This is a genomic window from Flagellimonas onchidii (genome assembly GCF_004804315.1).
Classification (GTDB): Bacteria; Bacteroidota; Bacteroidia; order Flavobacteriales; family Flavobacteriaceae; genus Flagellimonas; species Flagellimonas onchidii.
On record NZ_SRXX01000016.1, the window covers coordinates 49990 to 70119 of the forward strand.

General features: G+C 38.7%; 19 protein-coding genes. 7 read left to right on the forward strand and 12 right to left on the reverse strand.

Annotated elements, in window-relative coordinates:
- Nucleotides 1–26 precede the first annotated feature (26 nt).
- The 7 genes from E4661_RS15480 to recR form a co-directional block, all read right to left on the reverse strand.
- Nucleotides 27–1274 carry a competence/damage-inducible protein A gene (locus E4661_RS15480; RefSeq protein WP_136468369.1) on the reverse strand — a complete coding sequence of 416 codons (1248 nt, stop codon included), beginning with the start codon at nt 1272–1274 and terminating at the stop codon, nt 27–29.
- Nucleotides 1275–1613 carry an Hpt domain-containing protein gene (locus E4661_RS15485; protein ID WP_136468370.1) on the reverse strand — a complete coding sequence of 113 codons (339 nt, stop codon included), beginning with the start codon at nt 1611–1613 and terminating at the stop codon, nt 1275–1277.
- On the reverse strand, nt 1613–2224 hold the full coding sequence (locus tag E4661_RS15490) for a fumarylacetoacetate hydrolase family protein (RefSeq protein ID WP_136468371.1): 612 nt from the start codon (nt 2222–2224) through the stop codon (nt 1613–1615). Before E4661_RS15490 ends, E4661_RS15485 begins: the two co-directional genes overlap by 1 nt.
- A gap of 23 nt (nt 2225–2247) precedes the next feature.
- Entirely contained in the window at nt 2248–3024 is a 777-nt protein-coding gene (locus E4661_RS15495; RefSeq protein ID WP_136468372.1) for a 3'-5' exonuclease, read from the reverse strand.
- A gap of 7 nt (nt 3025–3031) precedes the next feature.
- Complete coding sequence (locus tag E4661_RS15500; RefSeq protein WP_136468373.1) at nt 3032–3814, reverse strand: carboxylesterase family protein; 783 nt, start codon at nt 3812–3814, stop codon at nt 3032–3034.
- 66 nt (nt 3815–3880) lie between these two features.
- Nucleotides 3881–5239, reverse strand: a complete 1359-nt coding sequence (locus E4661_RS15505) for a dihydrolipoamide acetyltransferase family protein (RefSeq protein WP_136468374.1) — start codon at nt 5237–5239, stop codon at nt 3881–3883.
- Between the two features lie 95 nt (nt 5240–5334).
- Entirely contained in the window at nt 5335–5955 is a 621-nt protein-coding gene (gene recR, locus E4661_RS15510) for a recombination mediator RecR (protein ID WP_136468375.1), read from the reverse strand.
- A gap of 76 nt (nt 5956–6031) precedes the next feature.
- On the opposite strand from recR, the gene E4661_RS15515 reads away from it, so the two are divergent.
- On the forward strand, nt 6032–7501 hold the full coding sequence (locus E4661_RS15515) for a sodium:solute symporter (protein WP_136468398.1): 1470 nt from the start codon (nt 6032–6034) through the stop codon (nt 7499–7501).
- Here the strand turns inward: E4661_RS15515 and E4661_RS15520 are convergent.
- Nucleotides 7498–7857: a CoA-binding protein gene (locus tag E4661_RS15520; RefSeq protein WP_136468376.1), complete on the reverse strand. Its 360-nt coding sequence runs from the start codon at nt 7855–7857 to the stop codon at nt 7498–7500. The two genes, E4661_RS15515 and E4661_RS15520, sit on opposite strands and share 4 nt — an antisense overlap.
- Nucleotides 7858–8181: 324 nt before the next feature.
- On the opposite strand from E4661_RS15520, the gene E4661_RS15525 reads away from it, so the two are divergent.
- Nucleotides 8182–10635: a TonB-dependent receptor gene (locus E4661_RS15525; RefSeq protein WP_136468377.1), complete on the forward strand. Its 2454-nt coding sequence runs from the start codon at nt 8182–8184 to the stop codon at nt 10633–10635.
- A 114-nt stretch (nt 10636–10749) separates the two neighbouring features.
- Here the strand turns inward: E4661_RS15525 and E4661_RS15530 are convergent, their stop codons facing one another.
- Nucleotides 10750–11757: a 3-oxoacyl-ACP synthase III family protein gene (locus tag E4661_RS15530; RefSeq protein ID WP_136468378.1), complete on the reverse strand. Its 1008-nt coding sequence runs from the start codon at nt 11755–11757 to the stop codon at nt 10750–10752.
- Between the two features lie 495 nt (nt 11758–12252).
- Here E4661_RS15530 and htpG point away from each other — a divergent pair, with 495 nt between their 5' ends.
- Complete coding sequence (htpG, locus tag E4661_RS15535; protein WP_136468379.1) at nt 12253–14139, forward strand: molecular chaperone HtpG; 1887 nt, start codon at nt 12253–12255, stop codon at nt 14137–14139.
- Nucleotides 14140–14200: 61 nt separating this feature from the next.
- Here the strand turns inward: htpG and E4661_RS15540 are convergent, their stop codons facing one another.
- Both E4661_RS15540 and E4661_RS15545 read right to left on the reverse strand, forming a co-directional pair.
- Nucleotides 14201–14608: a hypothetical protein gene (locus E4661_RS15540; RefSeq protein WP_136468380.1), complete on the reverse strand. Its 408-nt coding sequence runs from the start codon at nt 14606–14608 to the stop codon at nt 14201–14203.
- Nucleotides 14592–15176, reverse strand: coding sequence for an RNA polymerase sigma factor (locus E4661_RS15545; protein WP_136468381.1), 585 nt, complete (start codon nt 15174–15176; stop codon nt 14592–14594). The genes E4661_RS15540 and E4661_RS15545 overlap by 17 nt, the downstream gene beginning before the upstream one ends.
- 120 nt (nt 15177–15296) lie before the next feature.
- Here E4661_RS15545 and E4661_RS15550 point away from each other — a divergent pair, with 120 nt between their 5' ends.
- The 3 genes from E4661_RS15550 to E4661_RS15560 all read left to right on the forward strand — a co-directional run bounded on the left by E4661_RS15550 (nt 15297) and on the right by E4661_RS15560 (nt 16960).
- Nucleotides 15297–15659: a DUF6249 domain-containing protein gene (locus E4661_RS15550; RefSeq protein ID WP_136468382.1), complete on the forward strand. Its 363-nt coding sequence runs from the start codon at nt 15297–15299 to the stop codon at nt 15657–15659.
- A gap of 64 nt (nt 15660–15723) precedes the next feature.
- A complete protein-coding gene (locus tag E4661_RS15555; RefSeq protein ID WP_136468383.1) occupies nt 15724–16356 on the forward strand; it encodes an MOSC domain-containing protein in 633 nt (210 codons plus the stop codon).
- Between the two features lie 7 nt (nt 16357–16363).
- Nucleotides 16364–16960 (forward strand): alpha-ketoglutarate-dependent dioxygenase AlkB family protein, encoded by a 597-nt coding sequence (locus E4661_RS15560; protein WP_136468384.1) that lies wholly within the window; start codon nt 16364–16366, stop codon nt 16958–16960.
- On the opposite strand, the gene E4661_RS15565 is transcribed toward E4661_RS15560, so the two are convergent.
- Nucleotides 16957–17724 (reverse strand): S1/P1 nuclease, encoded by a 768-nt coding sequence (locus E4661_RS15565; protein WP_136468385.1) that lies wholly within the window; start codon nt 17722–17724, stop codon nt 16957–16959. The two genes, E4661_RS15560 and E4661_RS15565, sit on opposite strands and share 4 nt — an antisense overlap.
- A 147-nt stretch (nt 17725–17871) precedes the next feature.
- Between E4661_RS15565 and E4661_RS15570 the strand changes: the two genes are divergently transcribed.
- Entirely contained in the window at nt 17872–20073 is a 2202-nt protein-coding gene (locus E4661_RS15570; protein ID WP_136468386.1) for a DUF5916 domain-containing protein, read from the forward strand.
- The last annotated feature ends 57 nt before the right edge of the window (nt 20074–20130 follow it).

The window sequence follows — 20130 nt, forward strand, 5'->3', positions numbered from 1 at the left end:
TTTAATGGGATGCACAAAAATCTTTTTTAGAAATTTAAAATTTCTTTCAGCAATAGCTCAAACGCTTTGTTTACAGACTTTTGAACAATCCGTTCGCGTTGATTTCCCATAGTGAATTGTTGTGCAAAAGTGAACTTTGGAGTACTGATGGCAATAAATACTGCCCCCACTTCCTCATCTGAATCTCCCTTAGTTGGTCCTGCGTTGCCCGTAGTGGCAATAGAAAAATCGGTGTTCAAAATCTTTCGTGCATTTTTCGCCATAGCCATGGCCACCTCTTTACTAACAACTGAATGCTTTTCAACCAACTCCTTCGGAACGCATAATAGCTTTATTTTGGTTTCAGTAGAATAGCTCACAATACTTCCCTTAAAGTATGTCGAAGCCCCAGGAATTGCCGTTATTCTTTCTGCTATTTTACCTCCTGTAAAACTCTCGGCCGTACTTAACGTCAGTTGATTTTTGGTCAATGACGTGGCCACTTGATTTTCGATTGCGTCAGTTTCGTCCTCCCCATAAATGATATCACCAATTAGTGAGTAGAGTTTTTTAACCTCCACATCAACTGCATTGACCAAAACGTTTTTATCACTTCCTTTAGCGGTCAAGCGGAGTCTCACCCTTCCCAAATTTGGCAGGTAAGCCAACTTGATGAAATCGGGAAGATTATCTTCCCATGTTTCTATTTTTTCGGCAAGTGCACTCTCACCGAGTCCATATGTAAGGATGGTCTTATGCAAAATATGTGGCCGTTCATACTCTTCTATAATCTTTGGAACCACATAATCTCGAACTAAATGTTTCATTTCCAGAGGTACCCCAGGCAATGATATGAAGACGGTATCCTCAATTTTCATCCAAATTCCAGGAGCTGTTCCATGAGCATTATGTAAAACGGTAGCCTTTGAAGGTACCAAAGCTTGCTTTCTATTCAAGTCCGAAATTGGAGTGGAAATGTACTTTTCAAACAATGATTCCACATGGGCAAGTACATTTTTATCCATGACCAATTTGTCCTCGAAAAATTCACATAACGTATACTTGGTAACGTCATCTTTGGTTGGACCCAATCCCCCGGTGATGATAACAATTGAGGAACGGGACCCAGCAGCAGTCATTGCCTCCAAAATGTGTTCACGAGTATCTTGAACAGATGTAATCTGATATACCGAAACACCGATTTTGTTCAATTCTGTGGCTATGAACACCGAGTTGGAATCCACTATCTGACCAATGAGAATTTCATCCCCAATGGTTATGATTTCGGCTTGCATCTAAAGATTAAAGTCTTTTTTGAGTTCGGACACCACCTGAAGCACATCCTTTTTAAGCAAAGGAAATTTTTGCTCAATTTCATCAATGTCAGTGGTGGTTTTTCCCAGTGTCTCAATTTCAAGTGCAGTCGCTCTAGTTTGCTCCATACCCAATAAATCCACATTAGGCTTTATTTTGTGGGCAAGCTTGTATACATTTTCATAGTCCCTGGCTTCTATCGCCTTTTCAAGCCCTTCTAAATCCATTGGGACTTCTTCTAAAAAAACTGAAACAACAGAGGTTATAAAGTCCTGGTCTCCTTCTGCCATTTCATTTACTTTGTCGAGGTTGTAAATCATTATCTCACAGTAATTTCAAACATATTCTCTCCTTCCAGTGTACCTGAAAGGTAATCATTTGGACTAACTTTACCAACCCCTGCCGGAGTGCCCGTGAACAAAATATCTCCCTTTTTAAGCATAAAATAAGTGGATACATATGCGATAAGCTCGTCTATCTTCCACAACATCAAGGATGTATTGCCCTCCTGAACATTTTCCCCATTTTTTAACAAGGAAAAATGCAAATTGTCAATATTTTCGTACTTATCTTTTTTTAACCACTTACCGACCACTGCTGATCCGTCGAATCCTTTAGCTTTTTCCCAAGGTAATCCTTTGGTTTTTAACTGAGCTTGAACATCTCTTGCGGTAAAATCGATTCCAAGTCCTATTTCATCATAATATGTATGGGCAAATTGCTTGGAAATATGTTTTCCCACCTTTTTGATTTTGACCAAAACCTCAACTTCATAATGTACGTCATTTGAAAACTCAGGGATATAAAAATCCTGCTCTTTGGGTAAAATGGCCGAATCAGGTTTTATAAAAACTACAGGCTCTTTGGGTCGTTCGTTCTCCAGTTCTTCGATATGGGCAGCATAGTTTCTGCCGATACAGATCAGCTTCATTATTTATTATTTAAGAATTGTGTTTAAGACAGTTTATTATTCAGCTTGCTCAGCTTGATTTGGGTAAGCACCTTTTTTGTGTACAGCGGAAAGTCGGCATTCAAAATCCATCCAAAATAACCGGGTTCTGATTCCATGACTTCATCAACTGTTTTTCCTTTGTGTTTTCCGAAAGAAAAAATGGGTTCTTCATTTTCATTCAATCCAATAAACCCTGCAAAATCCAACGATTGCTTGCGTGTAGTGAACTGCGATAGTTTTTTTACGTCATTTTCCAATTCAGGATAACGATCCAACTGCGCCTTGAGTACTTCATAGGTGGCATTTGTATCGGCTTCCGCGCTATGGGCATCGTCCAAATCTCTATCACAATAGAATTTATAGGCCGCTCCCAAGGTTCGTTTTTCCATTTTATGGAAAATAGTCTGCACATCAACGGACATCATGTTTTTCATATCAAAGTCAACATCTGCACGCAGCATTTCTTCTGCCAAAAGCGGAATATCAAACCTATCTGAATTAAATCCAGCCAAATCGCTGTCCTTAACCATTTTATAGATTTCCTTGGATAATTGTTTGAAAGTAGGTTCATTAGCTACTTTCTCATTTGAAATACCGTGTACCGCAACCACTTCTGGCGGGATGGGCATTTCCGGATTAACCAACCAAGTCTTGCTTTCTTTGTTTCCATTGGGAAAAATCTTCAAAATCGAAATCTCGACAACTCGATCTTTGGCCACATTGGTACCCGTGGTCTCCAGATCAAAAAAGCAAATTGGTTTTTTTAATTGTAATTCCATGTAGGTTTTATTTAGATTTAGAGAATAGCCATGCCAACAATTCGGGTTCAGCGAAGGCGTTGTCCCAGCTGTTGTGTCCCACTCCATCATATACAGAATATTTCACATCGGCCCCTAGGGCCTTCATAGCTTTTACCATTTGGGATGAGTATTTTTCAGGAACCACTTGATTATCGCTCCCGTGGAAAACCCACCAATAGGGCTTTCTAAGTTTCTTGGATATTTCGGGGTTTGCCCCTCCACAGATAGGAAGAGCCGCGGCAAACATCTTGGGATTTCTTCTGACCAGTTCAAAGGTTCCCATTCCTCCCATGGAGAGCCCCCCAACATAAATCCTTTTCTTGTCCAATTTATAAGTCTTCTTTAAATGCTTCAGTAAACCCTCCAACAATATCATGTCGTTGGTTGGCTCTGCATCCTTATAAAAAATAAACTCCCTGTTCGGAAAATCTCCTTCAACATCGATTTTCGCCCATGAACTTTGAGCTTTACATTGAGGAAAAACAACTATGGCTTTGTATTTACTCCTTAATTCGTCTTTCAAAAACAATTTGGAACCATGGACCAACTGAGCCTCATTATCATTTCCACGTTCCCCTGAGCCATGCAAGAACAGTATCAAAGGATATTTTTTTGAAGCATCGAAATCTTTGGGAAGCAACAAGCGATAAGGAATACTTTCACCATTTTTCTCAAAAACCTTTTTTTGATATTCAGAAAGATCCTGAGCCACTATTGAACCACAGAACAAAAAAAGTAAGACCAAATTTATTGAGGCGAAACATTTCATTTACGGGTGTATTGAATTGAGCCTCTAAGGTAATAATAGTGGAAAGAAAAAAATGACTTTTTATGCTTAGATTTCCCTATTTACGTCCCAAGATTCCAAATAATCTGCAACGGTCTTAACGAACATACCTCCCAAGGCACCGTTCACCACTCTGTGATCATAACTATGAGAAAGAAACATTTTACTTCTTATACCAATGTATTCGCCCTGATCGGTTTCTATCACCGAAGGCATTTTTCTGATTGCTCCGAGCGCCAAAATGCCAACTTGGGGCTGATTGATTATCGGAGTGCCAAAAACACTGCCAAATGAGCCGACATTTGTGACGGTATAGGTTCCATCTTTAATCTCATCTGGTTTTAATTGATTGTTTCTGGCCCTATTGGCCAAGTCATTAACGGTTTTGGCCATGCCTACCAAATTAAGTTGGTCAGCATTTTTAATGACCGGAACAATAAGATTTCCGTCTGGCAATGCTGCTGCCATACCCAAATTGATGTTTTTCTTTTTGATAACATTATCTCCATCCAAAGAAATATTTATCAATGGGTACTTTTTAATAGCAACGGCAACGGCTTCCATAAATATTGGCGTGAAAGTCAATTTTTCGCCTTCGCGTTGCTCAAATTCTTTTTTGACCTTATTCCGCCAATTGACAACATTGGTCACATCTACCTCGATAAAACTCTGCACATGCGCAGAGGTAGAAATGCTATCTACCATATGCTGGGCAATAAGTTTGCCCATTCTTGTCAACGGAATTACCTCATCTCCATCTGTCACCGGAACAGGTGATGCTTTCGAAGTTTCCGGTACTGCTTTAGTTGTTTCAGTTTTTACAGGTACTTGGACGGTTTCATCCTTACTTGGTGCCTTAGTAACGGAAGGGTTGCCTTTGGTAGAACGGTTTTTCAAGAATGCCTTTATGTCATTTTTTGTTACCCTTCCTTCTTTTCCAGTACCTATAATGGATTCCAATTCTTCCATTGACACTCCTTCCTCCTTTGCAATATTCTTTACCAAAGGAGAATAAAAACGTTCAGAACTTGAAAAATCATGACCTGTGCTGGATACAGATTCAGCAACCTGAACTATTTGACCTTCCAATATAGCTACTGGTTCTTCGATATCTTCTATTTCATCTGTGGAATCCGCACCATTGCTTAAAGCTTCTGGTGCATCCCCCTCCATTTGGATTACCGCTACGACTTCTCCAACCTTAATAACATCATCGACATTAAATCGTTTTTCCAACAACACCCCCTCTACCTCACTGGGCACTTCAGAATCCACCTTATCGGTTGCAATTTCAAATACTGCTTCGTCCAATTCGATGGTATCCCCAACTTCTTTTAACCAAGTTGTCAATGTTGCTTCTGCAACACTTTCTCCCATCTGCGGTAATTTCAATTCAAATTTTGACATATTCTTATCTAACGAAGTAATATTGACTTATATTTTGCAAAAATAGCAAAGAATTCGTCTTATTTTTAATTTATATGTATTATTTTCAATTCGCATCAGTTCGCTTTAATTGAATTTTCAAAAGGTACCCTGTTCAATATGCTCCTGCCTAAAGTCACCTCATCCGCATACTCCAGTTCATCTCCTACTGAAATTCCTCTTGCTATGGTGGAAGTCTCAACATTCAATCCTTCAAGTTGTTTATAAATGTAAAAATTCGTGGTATCGCCCTCCATTGTTGAACTCAATGCAAAAATAAGTTCTTTGACATCTTCTTCCTTAACTCTTTTGATCAAGGATACGATGTTCAAATCTTGTGGCCCCACTCCTTCCATGGGTGATATTTTACCCCCCAGCACATGATAAAGACCATTATACTGGCTTGTGCTTTCAATAGCCATTACATCTCGAATATCTTCTACTACGCACACCAAACTCCTATCTCTTTTGGAATTAGAGCAGATTTCACATGTTTCGGTGTCAGAAATATTGTGACAAGTTTTACAAAAATTAACCTCATCCCTTAGTTGCAACAATGCTTCTGAAAGCAAGTGTGTACGCTCTTCGGGTTGTTTGAGCAAATGCAGCACCAATCGAAGTGCAGTTCGCCTCCCTATCCCAGGTAACTGGGACATTTCATAAACCGCATTTTCCAAAATTTTTGATGAAAACTCCATAAAATCTAATGTTATGCAAAATTACGATTTTAGCGTTACCGATTTACTTTTGTATTTTGCAAATCAAACACATTCTATGACAGCCACCCAGATTCTATTGCTCATCGGTGCTTATTTTTTGGTATTGATGATTATTTCCTATTTCACAGGGAAGAACGATTCCAACGCAGATTTTTTTAAAGCCGGTAAACAATCTCCATGGTATTTGGTAGCCTTCGGAATGGTCGGCGCCTCACTCTCTGGGGTAACCTTTATTTCGGTCCCAGGATGGGTCGAGGATTCACAGTTTGGATATATGCAGGTGGTACTGGGTTATCTTTTCGGCTATTTTGTGGTAGCTTATGTATTGTTACCCTTGTATTACAAGTACAATCTCACATCTATCTATGAATATTTATTGGATAGATTTGGGGTGGTAAGCCAAAAGACCGGAGCCTTTTTCTTCTTTATTTCGAGGGTGTTGGGTGCATCTTTTAGGTTATACTTGGTCGCCATTGTATTACAACAGTTCGTTTTTGATGGTTTGGGCATTCGTTTTGAGTTTACAGTGGTCATTTCAATAGTACTAATTTGGGTCTACACCAATAGAGGGGGAATAAAGACCATCGTATGGACAGATACTCTGCAGACGCTATTCATGATTCTTGCAGTGGTATTGTCCATAATTCTCATCAACAAAGAGCTGAATTGGAGTTTTGGTGAGTTTTTAGCTTCTGATGAATTAAAAGAATACAATAGATTTCTTTTTGTTGATAGTCTTTTGGACCGAAATCATTTTATAAAATCTTTTGTCGGAGGAATGTTTGTCACCATTTGCATGACCGGATTGGACCAAGATATGATGCAAAAGAACCTTACCTGTAAAACCTTGAAGGATGCGCAAAAGAATATGGTGTCCTTTAGCCTAGTATTGGTAGGGGTCACTTTTCTTTTTATGTTGTTGGGTGCTTTACTTTTCATCTTTGCCAATAAAAATGGCATTACCATTCCACTAATGGATGGAGAGCCAAAATCTGACCTTTTGTTTCCAGAGATTGCCCTTAACAGTGGATTGGGGCTAACGCTGGCCATCACATTTATGCTAGGACTTATTGCAGCCGCCTACAGCAGCGCTGATAGCGCTTTGACCTCACTTACCACTTCATTTTGTGTTGATTTTTTAAATGTGGAAAAGCAAACGGAGGAAAAGCAAAAGAAAACCAGAAAACGCACACATATCGCCATGAGCATTATGCTGATTTTGGTAATTATTTCGTTTAAGTATATTTTAAGTAGCAACGTAATCGACAGTCTTTTGACCGTGGCGGGATACACTTATGGCCCTCTTTTAGGGCTCTTTGCCTTTGGAATTTTCACCAAACATCACATAAAAGACAAGTATGTTTGGGTGGTTGGATTACTTTCAGTGCTTGTTATATGGACTATTGCCAATATCCCTTCCGAATATCTGGGAGGATATGTTATGGGATATGAGTTATTACCATTGAATGGGGTGCTGACCTTTTTTGGACTTTGGTTGATACGAACAAAACATACTACCCCTTAATACTGTCCAGTAGCCAACAAAACCAACGTACATGCATTTTCAACTTTGATTCCAGCTTCATCAAGAATTTGGGCAAATTCAGGGTTTTCGGTTCCAGGATTAAAAATCACCCTTTCAGGCTTAAGGTCAAGTATCTTATTGTAATACTCTTTTTGCCGTTTTGGGTTTAAATACAAAGTAATGGTATGTATATTTTGAAAATCATCTAGGTTGTTCTTAATTTGTATACCAGAAACAGTTCCCTCGCGCACCCCAAACGCAACGGTTTCCTTTTGGCTTTCAACCAATCTATGTATTGCCAAATTGCTGTATCTACTCGGATTTAACGATGCTCCGAAAACAAGTGTGCCTGCCATTTGTTAATTTATGTGTTAAACTAAACCAATGCTTGTAACTATTCCAAAAAAAAACCGTCTATTGTACGTATAAGATTAATCATTGGTAAGTCTGTATTTTTTATAGTTAATGGTTAGTGTTTAGTATAGCTTATCAATGTAAAAGCCCTGGCGTTGCGATTGTTATCGTAAGTCAGGGTTTATCTTTTGTATGACTTTCCCCCAATAACTTACAAACTGTGACCTCTAAGGGTTTTGTTAAAAAGTGTTAAACCCAAGCCAAGGTGTAACATTCCCATAACAATATCGTCTAGTAGACATCATCAATCAAAAACAAACGAACTCATGAAAAGGGTAATTCTACTTTTCGCGCTGTTCTTATGCAGTGCACATTCTACAATCTTCGCAGCAACCAATGACAACGAACCTCCAATAGGCTCTATTTCAGGGATTGTTATCGACAACGATTTAAAACAACCTGTTGCTTATGCGGCAATTGTTGTTAAATCTGAAGACGGTACACAAACCATTACTGGTGGTATTACTGCTGACGACGGAACTTTTGAAATCAAAAAGTTACCAGAAGGTACATTTGTGTTGGAAGTTCAATTCATCGGATACAAAACACACACCCAAAAATTGATTATTACCAAAAGAAACCGAAAAGTAAATGTTGGCACCATAACACTTACGGAAGAAACAGCAAAGCTAGACGAAGTTGAGGTAGTTGCTGAACGCACGACCATTGAACAACGAGTTGACCGTAAGGTAATCAATGTTGGAAAAGATTTGACCACTGCAGGTGCTACTGCTTCGGATATCATGAACAATATTCCTTCTGTGAATGTTGATTCTCAGACCGGAGATATAAGTATGAGAGGAAATTCCAATGTACGGGTAATGGTCGACGGAAAATTGTCCAATGTACCCGTTGCACAGCTGCTTAGGCAAATTCCTTCTACTTCCATCAAGTCCATTGAATTGATAACTAACCCCTCGGCCAAGTACAACCCTGAAGGCATGAGCGGAATTATCAATATTGTCCTTCATAAAAATGCCAATATAGGATTTAACGGCAGTATCACAACTGGTCTTACCAAGAGCATAGAGGCCAAATTCAATTCATCCATTGATCTTAACTACCGAAACGGAAAATTCAATTTCTATGGCAATTACGGTAACAATATTGGAAAATATGTGAATAACGGAACAATATTAAGGCTTGATGAAAACTCGTTACAGAAGTTTGATTTTTTCAACAACAACAAATCGCATTTGTATAAGGCAGGGGTAGATTTCTATTTGAATGATAAAAACACCATTTCCATATTTACCAATCAAAATATATTCGATGGTAAAGGCGAAGGCATCACAGGAGTCACGTACAACAACGATTTAGCAAGAAACCTTACCCAGTTTTTCAATGATGTAAGTGACAATACCAGTCAGCAGTACAATTTCAACTATAAACTTGATTTTAAAAAGGAAGGTCACAACATAGAACTAGAAGTAGACCACAACACTTTTGAAAGTGGTCAGGATGCAAATTTCAGGTCTACCGGAGCCACCTTATTTCCCGATTATATGGATTTTGTGGATACTGACCGAACTCAGACCATTGCCAATCTAGATTATGTAAATCCGTTGGATAGTATTTCCAAAATAGAAATTGGCTTGGAATCCAGAAATTTTGAGACTGACGTGGACTACTCCTCAACAGGTCTGTCACCAAGCCCCAATGGCGATCTGGTGCAAACACCAAGCAGGGATTTTGTTTACAATATGGATATATATTCAGCATACGCTACCTTTAGCCAAAACAGGCAAAAATGGTCATATCAGATTGGAGTACGCATTGAAGATGTTGAGGTAAAAGCTGATACAAATACGGTAAGGGCGTTTACGGACAAATATACACAGGTTTATCCTTCCGCCTTTCTCACTTATAATCCAAGTGAAAAAAATCAATGGCAAGTTAGTTATAGTAAACGTGTGGACAGACCTGGTTTGGGTCAAGTAAACCCTATTAGGGAATGGGCCACTCCTTTGATTTCATCTTTTGGAAGTCCAAGTTTGGAACCCCAGTTCACCAACTCATACGAAATGAACTATACCAGAAGAATCAAAAACGGAAGCATTACAGCAGGTATCTTCTACAGATCAATATCCGACGAGATAAATAGGGCAGTCTACGTTGACCGACTTGATTTTAATAAATTGATTCTGACCTTTGACAATTTCGATAATACATCCGCCTACGGCTTTGAGCTTTCTACAAACTACAAACCGTTGAAATGGTGGAGCATCAATGGGAGCTTTGACTATTACTCACAAACCCAACGTGGTATTACAGAAAGTTTGAATCCTGATATTTCAAATCCAACGGAAGATGATATCACTATTGAAAACGTGGAGGTAGATAATAATGCGTGGAATCTTCGAATGAACAACAGTTTTACCGTGACTAAAAAACTTACACTCCAAGCGTTTGGTTTTTACAGGGGACAAAACAGAACACTTCAATTTGAGGTACGACCCATGTATTTTGTGAATCTTGGAGCACGTTACAGTTTTGCTCAAGGCAAGGGAACGTTAAGTTTTAATTACAACGACATATTCAATACCATGCGATTTGCATTTGATGGTCAACGTCCTTATTTGCAAGAAGGTGGATTCAACTGGGAAAGCAACAATGTCTATGTAGGCCTCAACTATCGCTTCGGAGGCGGCAAGTATAGAGCCAAACAACGTAAACGAAGAGATAGCAATACTAAACAATCCAGTGGGGGCATCTTGTAAATCATATCTGATATTCCTTGTGTAGCGTGTTGGTTGGTTAATCTATCAAGGTTTATCATTTAAAAACCCCGATCCTTTAAGGATCGGGGTTTTATTTTTTAATCATTACGGTTGTCACCACTTTATGATAACACTCCCCCAAGTAAATCCGCTTCCAAAAGCAGCAAGAACAACAACATCACCTTCGCTGATTTTTCCTGATTCCCAAGCTTCGGTCAAAGCAATGGGTATTGAGGCTGCAGTGGTATTTCCATAACTCATAATGTTGTTAAAGACTTGGTCATCAGAAAGCCCAAATTTCTTCTGAACAAACTGTGATATGCGCAAATTGGCCTGATGCGGAATAAGCATATCAATATCTTGAGGCCCCAAGTTGTTGGTCTGAAGTCCCTCCATAATCACCTCGCTAAACCGCACTACCGCGTTTTTGAACACAAATTGACCATTCATATATGGGTAATAGGAAGTATCCTCAGGGTCTTCATCATTTATAATATCGGTCACCCATCGTTTTCCCATTCCAGGCGCTATCAAGGAGAGTTCCTCGGCATGTTGACCTTCCGAATGCAAGTGGGTGGATAATATACCTTTTGAAGTGTCCTCCTCTCTGGTGAGTACTGCAGCACCAGCTCCATCACCAAAAATGACTGATACACCCCTCCCCCTCGTTGTCATATCCAATCCATGGGAATGTAATTCTGAGCCAATCACCAGAACATTCTTATACATGCCACTTTTAATGTATTGGTCAGCAACGGAAACACCATAAACAAAACCAGAGCATTGGTTTCTCACATCCAGGGCACCAACAGTCATAAGACCAAGGTCGCGCTGAACCAGTACACCAGGTCCAGGGAAATAATAATCTGGACTCAATGTCGCAAAAACAATGAAATCTATATCGTTTTTATCAATTCCGGCTCTATCAATAGCAATCTGGGCTGCTTTGACCCCCATAGATGTTGTGGTATCGGTTCCTTTGACCACATGTCTTCTTTCCTTAATTCCAGTGCGTTCCTGAATCCATTCGTCATTTGTGTCCATTAATTTGGACAAATCATTATTGGTCACCACATTTTCAGGCACATAAAACCCTAGACCCGCAATTTTCGAATTGTACATAATATATACTTTAGGTAATTACTTACAAAGCTGGAGCTATTCAATGGAAAAGTAAAAAATATATCTAAGGAAGAATGAAAATAGCAGAAAAATAGTTCACCAGATTGGCATATTTCCATCTAAAGATATAGTTCGCAGACATTCAAAGCTGTGAGCTATTATCTTATACCTTTCCAAAACTTGATTATAATTGTTTAACAAATAAATTCACATACATAAACACAATTAAAAAGAAAACGCATCTTCGGGCGAAAATGCGTTTTCCACAACCTAACCAATAAATAAACAAACTAGTTGTAGCATGAATCTATCTCATAGCAATTTCTACAACAATTCAAATATCATAATTTGTTTAATTATTTTATAATAAAATTAAACAATATTTTGTTAAAACTAACTTAGACAAGTTTAGGAGCTATCGAATGCCAGTTTGTCATATACTCTATTCTGGTATTTTTTTTGTCATTACACAGAAATAAAGAAAACTATTAAACAATGGCGACAGGTAAAATCAATGTTTCTGTAGAGAACATATTTCCCTTAATCAAAAAATTCCTTTACAGCGATCATGAAATATTTTTACGTGAACTTATTTCCAACGCTACGGATGCTACACTCAAGTTAAAACACCTGACCTCAATTGGAGAGGCCAAAGTCGAATACGGCAACCCTATCATTGAGGTTAAAGTGGATAAGGACAAAAAACAAATCCACATCATTGACCAGGGCATTGGGATGACCGAGGAAGAAGTCAAAAAATACATTAATGAAGTGGCTTTTTCCGGAGCTGAAGAATTTCTGGATAAGTATAAAGATGTTGGCAAAGATGCAGGAATCATAGGTCACTTTGGTCTTGGTTTCTATTCTGCATTTATGGTTGCAGATAAAGTAGAGATCATCACCAAAAGTTTCAAAGACGAATCTGCGGTACATTGGTCATGCGACGGCTCACCTGAATTTAGTCTGAAGGAAGCCAAAAAAGAAGAGCGTGGTACTGAAATCATCCTGCATGTAGCCGAAGATTCCACTGAATTCTTGGAAGATGCCAAGATCAGGGAGCTTTTGACAAAGTACAATAAATTTATGCCTATTCCCATCAAGTTTGGCACAAAAACCGAAACGCTTCCCAAACCTGAAGGTGCAAAAGAAGAAGATCCAGCACCCACCCAAGAAGTAGATGATATTATCAACAACCCTACTCCCGCTTGGACCAAGCAGCCTGCAGATCTAAAAGATGAGGATTACAAATCATTTTATCGAGAATTGTACCCCATGCAATTTGAGGAGCCATTGTTCAACATTCATTTGAACGTGGATTATCCATTCAACTTGACAGGAATCCTTTATTTTCCAAAGTTGACCAATGACCTCAACATACAAAAAGACAAAATTCAGCTGTACCAAAACCAAGTTTTTGTAACGGACAACGTCGAGGGTATTGTACCAGAGTTCTTGACAATGCTTCGTGGAGTAATTGACTCTCCGGACATTCCATTGAACGTCTCTAGATCTTATTTACAAGCCGATGGAGCCGTCAAGAAGATTTCTTCATACATCACAAGAAAGGTGGCGGACAAGTTAAATTCCTTGTTCAAAAACAATCGTGAAGATTTTGAGCAAAAGTGGAACGACATCAAGGTAGTTATTGAATACGGAATGCTTTCCGAGGAAAAATTCTTTGAAAAAGCTGACAAATTTGCGCTCTACCCAACTGTTGATGGCAAATTTTATACCTATGAAGAATTAGAAAAGCAGATCAAGGACAATCAAACTGACAAAGACGACAAACTTGTGGTCTTGTACGCTTCCAACAAAGAAGCACAACACAGTTATATTGAAGCAGCAAAAGCTAAAGGCTATGAAGTACTTCTACTTGACTCTCCTATTGTGTCCCATTTGATGCAAAAACTGGAGACTTCAAAGGAAAAGCTTTCTTTTGCACGGGTAGATGCTGACCATGTGGATAACCTTATTAAAAAGGAAGACACTGCTATTTCTAAACTATCAGACGATGAGAAGGAAAAGCTGAAAGGTGAAATTGAAGAAGTGATCAAAGAAAAGGGTTTTACAATACAGATGGAAGCCATGGACAGTACTGCCTCTCCTTTTATCATAACCGAACCAGAATTCATGCGAAGAATGAAAGAGATGCAGCAAACTGGAGGCGGTGGTATGTTTGGAATGGGCAATATGCCAGAAATGTTCAATCTTATTGTAAACACCAATCATGAACTGGTGAGTGAGATATTAAACACCAAAACGGCTAAAAAACGTGAACGATTGATCAATCAATCACTGGATTTGGCCCGATTATCAAAAGGACTTCTGAAAGGGGAAGAACTTACTAATTTCATAGCGCGCAGCTACGAAATGATTAAATAAGAAAAAGTTCTATTAGCAGAAAAAACCGCAAATTAATTGCGGTTTTTTTTGTTCATATTTTTTATACCTGCTTTTCAATAAATCGTTTTAAAGTTATGATCTGAAAACATGCGAAAACCGCAAAAAGTACGGTTCCCATGACAACAGTATCGGATAGTTGGATTCCAGAAAAGAAATCATAGGAAAGAAAATCAAACGCCTTCTCCAAAATAGTTTGCTCGCCGTTGCTTTCTCTTTCCCCAACATCAAACGACAGTACAAAAACCGAAATGACCAAAAGAACAACAAAAGCCCATCCGTTTTTGGTTATTAACGGTCTATATTCAATCTGGGAATCCTTAACCTTATTTTTTGCCAATTTGGACAACACGTTCCGTGTAAATTCAGGGGATGGAGTTTCTAGGCCAACTTCCTTAATTGCATCTGTAATCCACTCATTTGAATGGTTCAATTTATCTTCTTCCTTCATAACATTTTATGGTTTCAGGTGCCAATCTTTCAGATAAAATCGCGGCCAATTGTTGCCTACACCTGAACAAACGCACCTTTATCGCATTTTCTTTTAAACCCATAATCTTTGAAATCTCTTTTAAGGACAATTCCTCAAAATAAAAAAAAACCACCAAAGCATTGTCTTTGGGCGACAACTTATTTAGGGCTCCCTTTATAATCTCTTTCCTTTCTTCCCTATCAATGTTTTCAAAAAAACTTTCATCGGTCGGCCCTACATATTTTTCAATGGCGTCCAGCTCCAATGTAGAACGATTTTTATTACTCTTCAAATAATCTAGAGACTTATTATATACTATCCGATACAACCAGGTAGAAAATTTGGATCTTTTTTTGAATTTTGATAAGTTATTATAGGCATTTAAAAAAGTATCCTGAGCTACCTCTTCAGCCTCCTCTCGTCTTTTTACCATTCGGAAAGCAACAGTATACACCATATGCTTGTACTTTTCCACCAGCTTGGCAAAGGCATTTATATTACCATTCAAGGAAAGATCAATAAGTTGTTGGTCTGTATCGGTGCTCATTCGGTATATAAGACGAATATTATATATCCTTGGTTACACAATTCATAAAATTAAAAGAAATGTAACCTCGCAAATCAATATCTCGTCATATGGGCATAACAAACTTTAAAAAATAATATCATGAACGGACCAACTGTTGTCTTTATCAGCCTTTTTGTTGTAATTTTTGGAATCTGCTATCTGTATTTTTGGACACGAAACAAAGAACGTATGGCTTTGATTGAAAAAGGAGCCGACGCTAGTATTTTTGTTGGTGGAAAAAAAGAAAAAAGAGCTCCTGCACCCGTTTGGAAAATTGTTATATCCAATCTTGCATTATTACTTATGGGTATTGGAGCTGGAATAATTATTGGAGGTGTGCTTTGGCACCATGGAGTAAATAACGAAATTGCCATGCCCGGATCTATATTTTTAATGGCCGGAACCGGCCTGCTTATTGGGTTCTTTATTACCAAAAGGCTATATAGAGAAGAAAAGGAGTAACATTCATCAATCCAAATAATGTTAAAGCCATCGTCAAATGCGATGGTTTTTTTATTTTCATAATATGAAAGTCATCAGTACCAACATAGGTAAACCCACTCCAATAACTTGGAACGGACAAGAAACCACCACAGGAATCTTTAAACTTCCTGTGAAAGAACCCATAACCTTGGAAAAGGAAGGCGTATCCAAAGACAATATAAGTGACCGAAAAGTACACGGTGGTGTTTACAAGGCCTGCTATCTTTTTTCCGCCGACCATTACCCTTATTGGAAAGAAAAGTATCCAAATTTGGATTGGGATTGGGGAATGTTCGGTGAAAATCTCACAGTAGAGGGATTAGACGAAACCATGCTGAGAATTGGTAGCGTCTATAAGTTAGGCACTGCTTTGGTTCAAATCACCCAGCCCAGGGAACCATGCTTTAAACTAGAGCTCAAGTTTGGCACCCAAGATATCCTAAAACAATTTATCGACCATGGTTTTCCGGGAACCTATGTTAAAGTGTTGGAAGTGGGGCAAGTAAAATCTGGTGACGCCCTCGAATTGTTTGAGGAGTCTATCGATACTCTTTCAACTCATCAGTTTTATAAATTGCTGTTCTCCAGAACAAAAGACAGAGCCATTTTGGAAATGGCTGTTCAAAACGAAGCTTTGCCGCCACATAAAAGGGAGCGATTAAAAAGATTCCTATAAATAGTTCATGCAGCTCTTTTCTCAAAAAATCATTTTAGACCTTCCCGATTGTGATATTGTCTATTTCCCCAATTTCTTTTCATTAGAAACTGCACGACATCATTTTCAATCCTTAAAAGATTCTATTCCTTGGCAACAAGATAAAATTACGGTTTTCGGAAAAGTTTATGACCAACCAAGGCTGACGGCTCTTTTCGGAACTGGCCGGAGCACTTATTCTTATTCAGGAATTACAATGTACCCCAATCCTTTTACGCCAGAATTGCTCAATATTAAAAATAAGGTGGAACAGGTTACAAATGTTTCATTCAATACCTGTTTATTAAACTACTATAGGGATGGGAAAGATAGCAACGGTTGGCACGCCGATGATGAAAAAGAACTTGGAAAAAACCCGATTATAGCTTCGATTTCCCTTGGCAGTGAACGATTCTTCCATTTAAGAAACAAAGAGGATAAAACCTTGAAACATAAAATATTACTGAAAAACGGAAGTTTATTGGTAATGAAGGGGAAAACACAACATTACTGGCAGCATCAAATTCCTAAAACATCCAAATCCATAAGTGGACGTATCAACCTAACGTTCAGGATACTCATTTAAGCAAAAAGGTCGTTCAATACCTTGGCCAAGCGCAACCCTCCCTTCTGTAATTGGTTAAAGAGTACGTTATTATACTTATAGCCATACTTATACCCTAGTTTTTCCCCAACTTCCACGGAATCATAAATCTCTGCGCATAGTTCATGTGATTCATGGACCCAATCGTATATGGTACCTTCCTGAATTTTTTTACGTTCTTTCCTCGAGGCTTGGTCCAGTTCAGTAGCAAGCTCAGTATAGGTCATTCCATAGGAAAGTATCAGGTTCTTATCCCATACCCGATGCAAATTTGACCCTTCGCCAAACCATTGCACCTGTATGTCATTACCTCCTTTGTCTTCTGCCCTGCTGGCATGCATGGGTTGGTGGAGGTCACCTATCAAATGAATCAACATTTTAAGATAAAAGACTCTATCCTCCCGCGAACTGTTCTTGTTCTTTACTATTCTTGTGCATTCCTCAATGGCGGTTATCAAATCACCATATTTGCTTTTTTTCGAATCTTCATATCTCATCCCCAGTGGATAGTTGACATAATGCCAAGCCGAAAATTTCGAGTATGCTCGGTCTGCCTTGATTTCATCTGCAAAAGTGGACACAAAAGCCAAACTATGTCCATCTAACAGGTCTTTCAATGCTCTTTTTGCCTTACCCGTAAGATGCTTTTCAGCAATGTGCCCTGTAACTCTATGTCCAGTTTTTCCCCAAAAATTTGCCACACCAAAAAAAGGTATGATCAAAATAAGCATAAGTATTTTCCGCATTGAATGAAGTTTTCCCAAAAGTAGAAAAGACAGTACAAATAATATTGAAAAAACATGTCGATTTCATTTTTAGCACATTACCTTCTTTTTTAGGATTTTTTTAACGGAGCTTCCCCTTAAATTTGGACGGCTAACTCAAATTCACCTATGTCTAAGCTTCGTTATGTACTTGTTACATTGCTGTGTCCACTTTTGTTCTCTGCCCAATCTCCTAAGAAATCGTTTGTAGTCAAATACATTGACCACCCCATAACCCTCGACGGTATGCTCGATGAGTCAGTTTGGGAAACCGCAGATGGACCTAGGGATTTTCATCAAAACTTTCCTTCAGATTCTGTAATGGCCACCCAAAAAACTGACATCAGGATGCTTTTTGATGACACAACGCTATACATTGGCATCAAACAAGATACAAGGGGCACTGATTTTATTACACCTTCCTTAAAAAGGGATTATAGAGCAGGTGGTAATGACAATATAAGTCTACTGTTTGATACTTTTAACGATGGGACCAATGCCTTTTTATTTGGAATTAACCCCCTTGGTGTGCGCCGTGAGGCACTTATTTCGGGTGGAGGTAGTGATGTAAGCGGTTTTACCACATCTTGGGATGTGAAATGGAAAGGTGAATCCAAGATTCATGACAACTATTATATTTCAGAATTGGCAATTCCGTTGACATCCTTTAAGTTTCGTGAAGGAGAAACCAAATGGAGGTTCAACAGCTATCGGTTTGACATGCAGGCCAATGAGAGAAGCACTTGGATACAGATTCCTCAAAATCAATTTATTGTAAGTCTTGCCTTTATGGGGGATATGGTTTTTGAACGACCCCTTGGAAAGTCAAGGACTCCACTTGCTATAATTCCTTATATCAATGGAATTTCAGGTAAAGACTATGAGAACAATGAATCTACCAATAATATAAAGGTCGGGGGAGATGCCAAAGTGGCCATAGGCAATGGAATGAATCTCGATATTACAGTGAACCCTGATTTTTCTCAGGTCGAAGTCGATAATTTTATCACTAATCTTACACGTTTTGAAGTTTCGCTTCCTGAAAGACGTCAATTCTTTATTGATAACAGTGACCTATTTGGAAACTTTGGTGGCCGTAGAGACGCCAACCCTTTCTTTTCAAGAAGAATCGGCATTGCCAAAGACACTGAAGACAATACCATAGAAAATAGAATCATTGGTGGGGTACGATTAAGCGGAAAGCTCAACAACAATTTACGTCTCGGCTTGTTGAATATTCAAACCGAAGAAGATGCCGCCAACCAAATTGCATCGAACAACAACATGATGCTCACCCTGCAACAAAAGGTCTTTTCGAGATCTAATATTGGGATGTTCTTTATCAATAGACAATCGTTTGATGCTCCTGATTTTTTGGAAGAAGGTGAGGAATACAACCGTGTTGTAGGGGTAGATTACAATCTGGCATCGGCCGACAATGTTTGGCAAGGAAAAGTATACGGACATAAGTCCTTCCAACCAGGAGACAAAACTGGAAATTTCTCGGCAGGTGGCACCATAGGTTTCAACACTAGGAACTATGGGTCATTTGTAGATGTTGTTTACATCGATGAAGAATTCAATTCTGATCTTGGCTTCATTCCAAGAAAAGACATTTTTAAGACCGCCGGATCAATCAATAAAAACTTTTGGCCTAAAAAAAGTGGCAAAGTAAATAATCACACCTTGGAACTGTTTTCCGTGCTTACTTGGCGCCCTAATCTGGACTATACGTACTCGGATCATATGGTCAACCTAGAATGGCGAGCAGAATTTAACAGTACCTCAGAACTCGAGGCCCAGGTCACCAACCGATACATTCTTTTGACCGATGATTTTGAACCGACCGGAAAAGATGGTGCAATTGCTTTACCAGCCGATTCTGATTACAACTTTACCGAGTTCGAAATTGAATATCGTTCGGATAGCAGAAAAACTTTCTTTTTTGGAATTGAACCATCTATAGGTGAATTTTTTAATGGAAAAAGATATTCTATGGAGGCTGACCTGAACTTACGTTTACAACCTAAGGTCAACATGTCGGTTGGGTTAAATTACGATCATATAAATTTACCTGCTCCGTATGCCATTGCGGACATTTGGTTAGTGGCCCCACGTGTTGATATTACATTTAGCAAATCTATTTTTTGGTCGACCTTGGTTCAATATAGTAACCAACGGGACAATCTAGGTTTCAATAGTCGTTTACAATGGCGTTTTGCACCACTTTCAGATCTCTTTTTGGTTTATAACGACAACTACTTTGTAAATACCTTTATGCCAAGGAATAGATCCATTAATCTAAAACTCACCTATTGGTTGAACATATAGATAGATTTTCATCCACCGCTTGAATTATAAAATATCCAAGATTGATTTTCCTATATT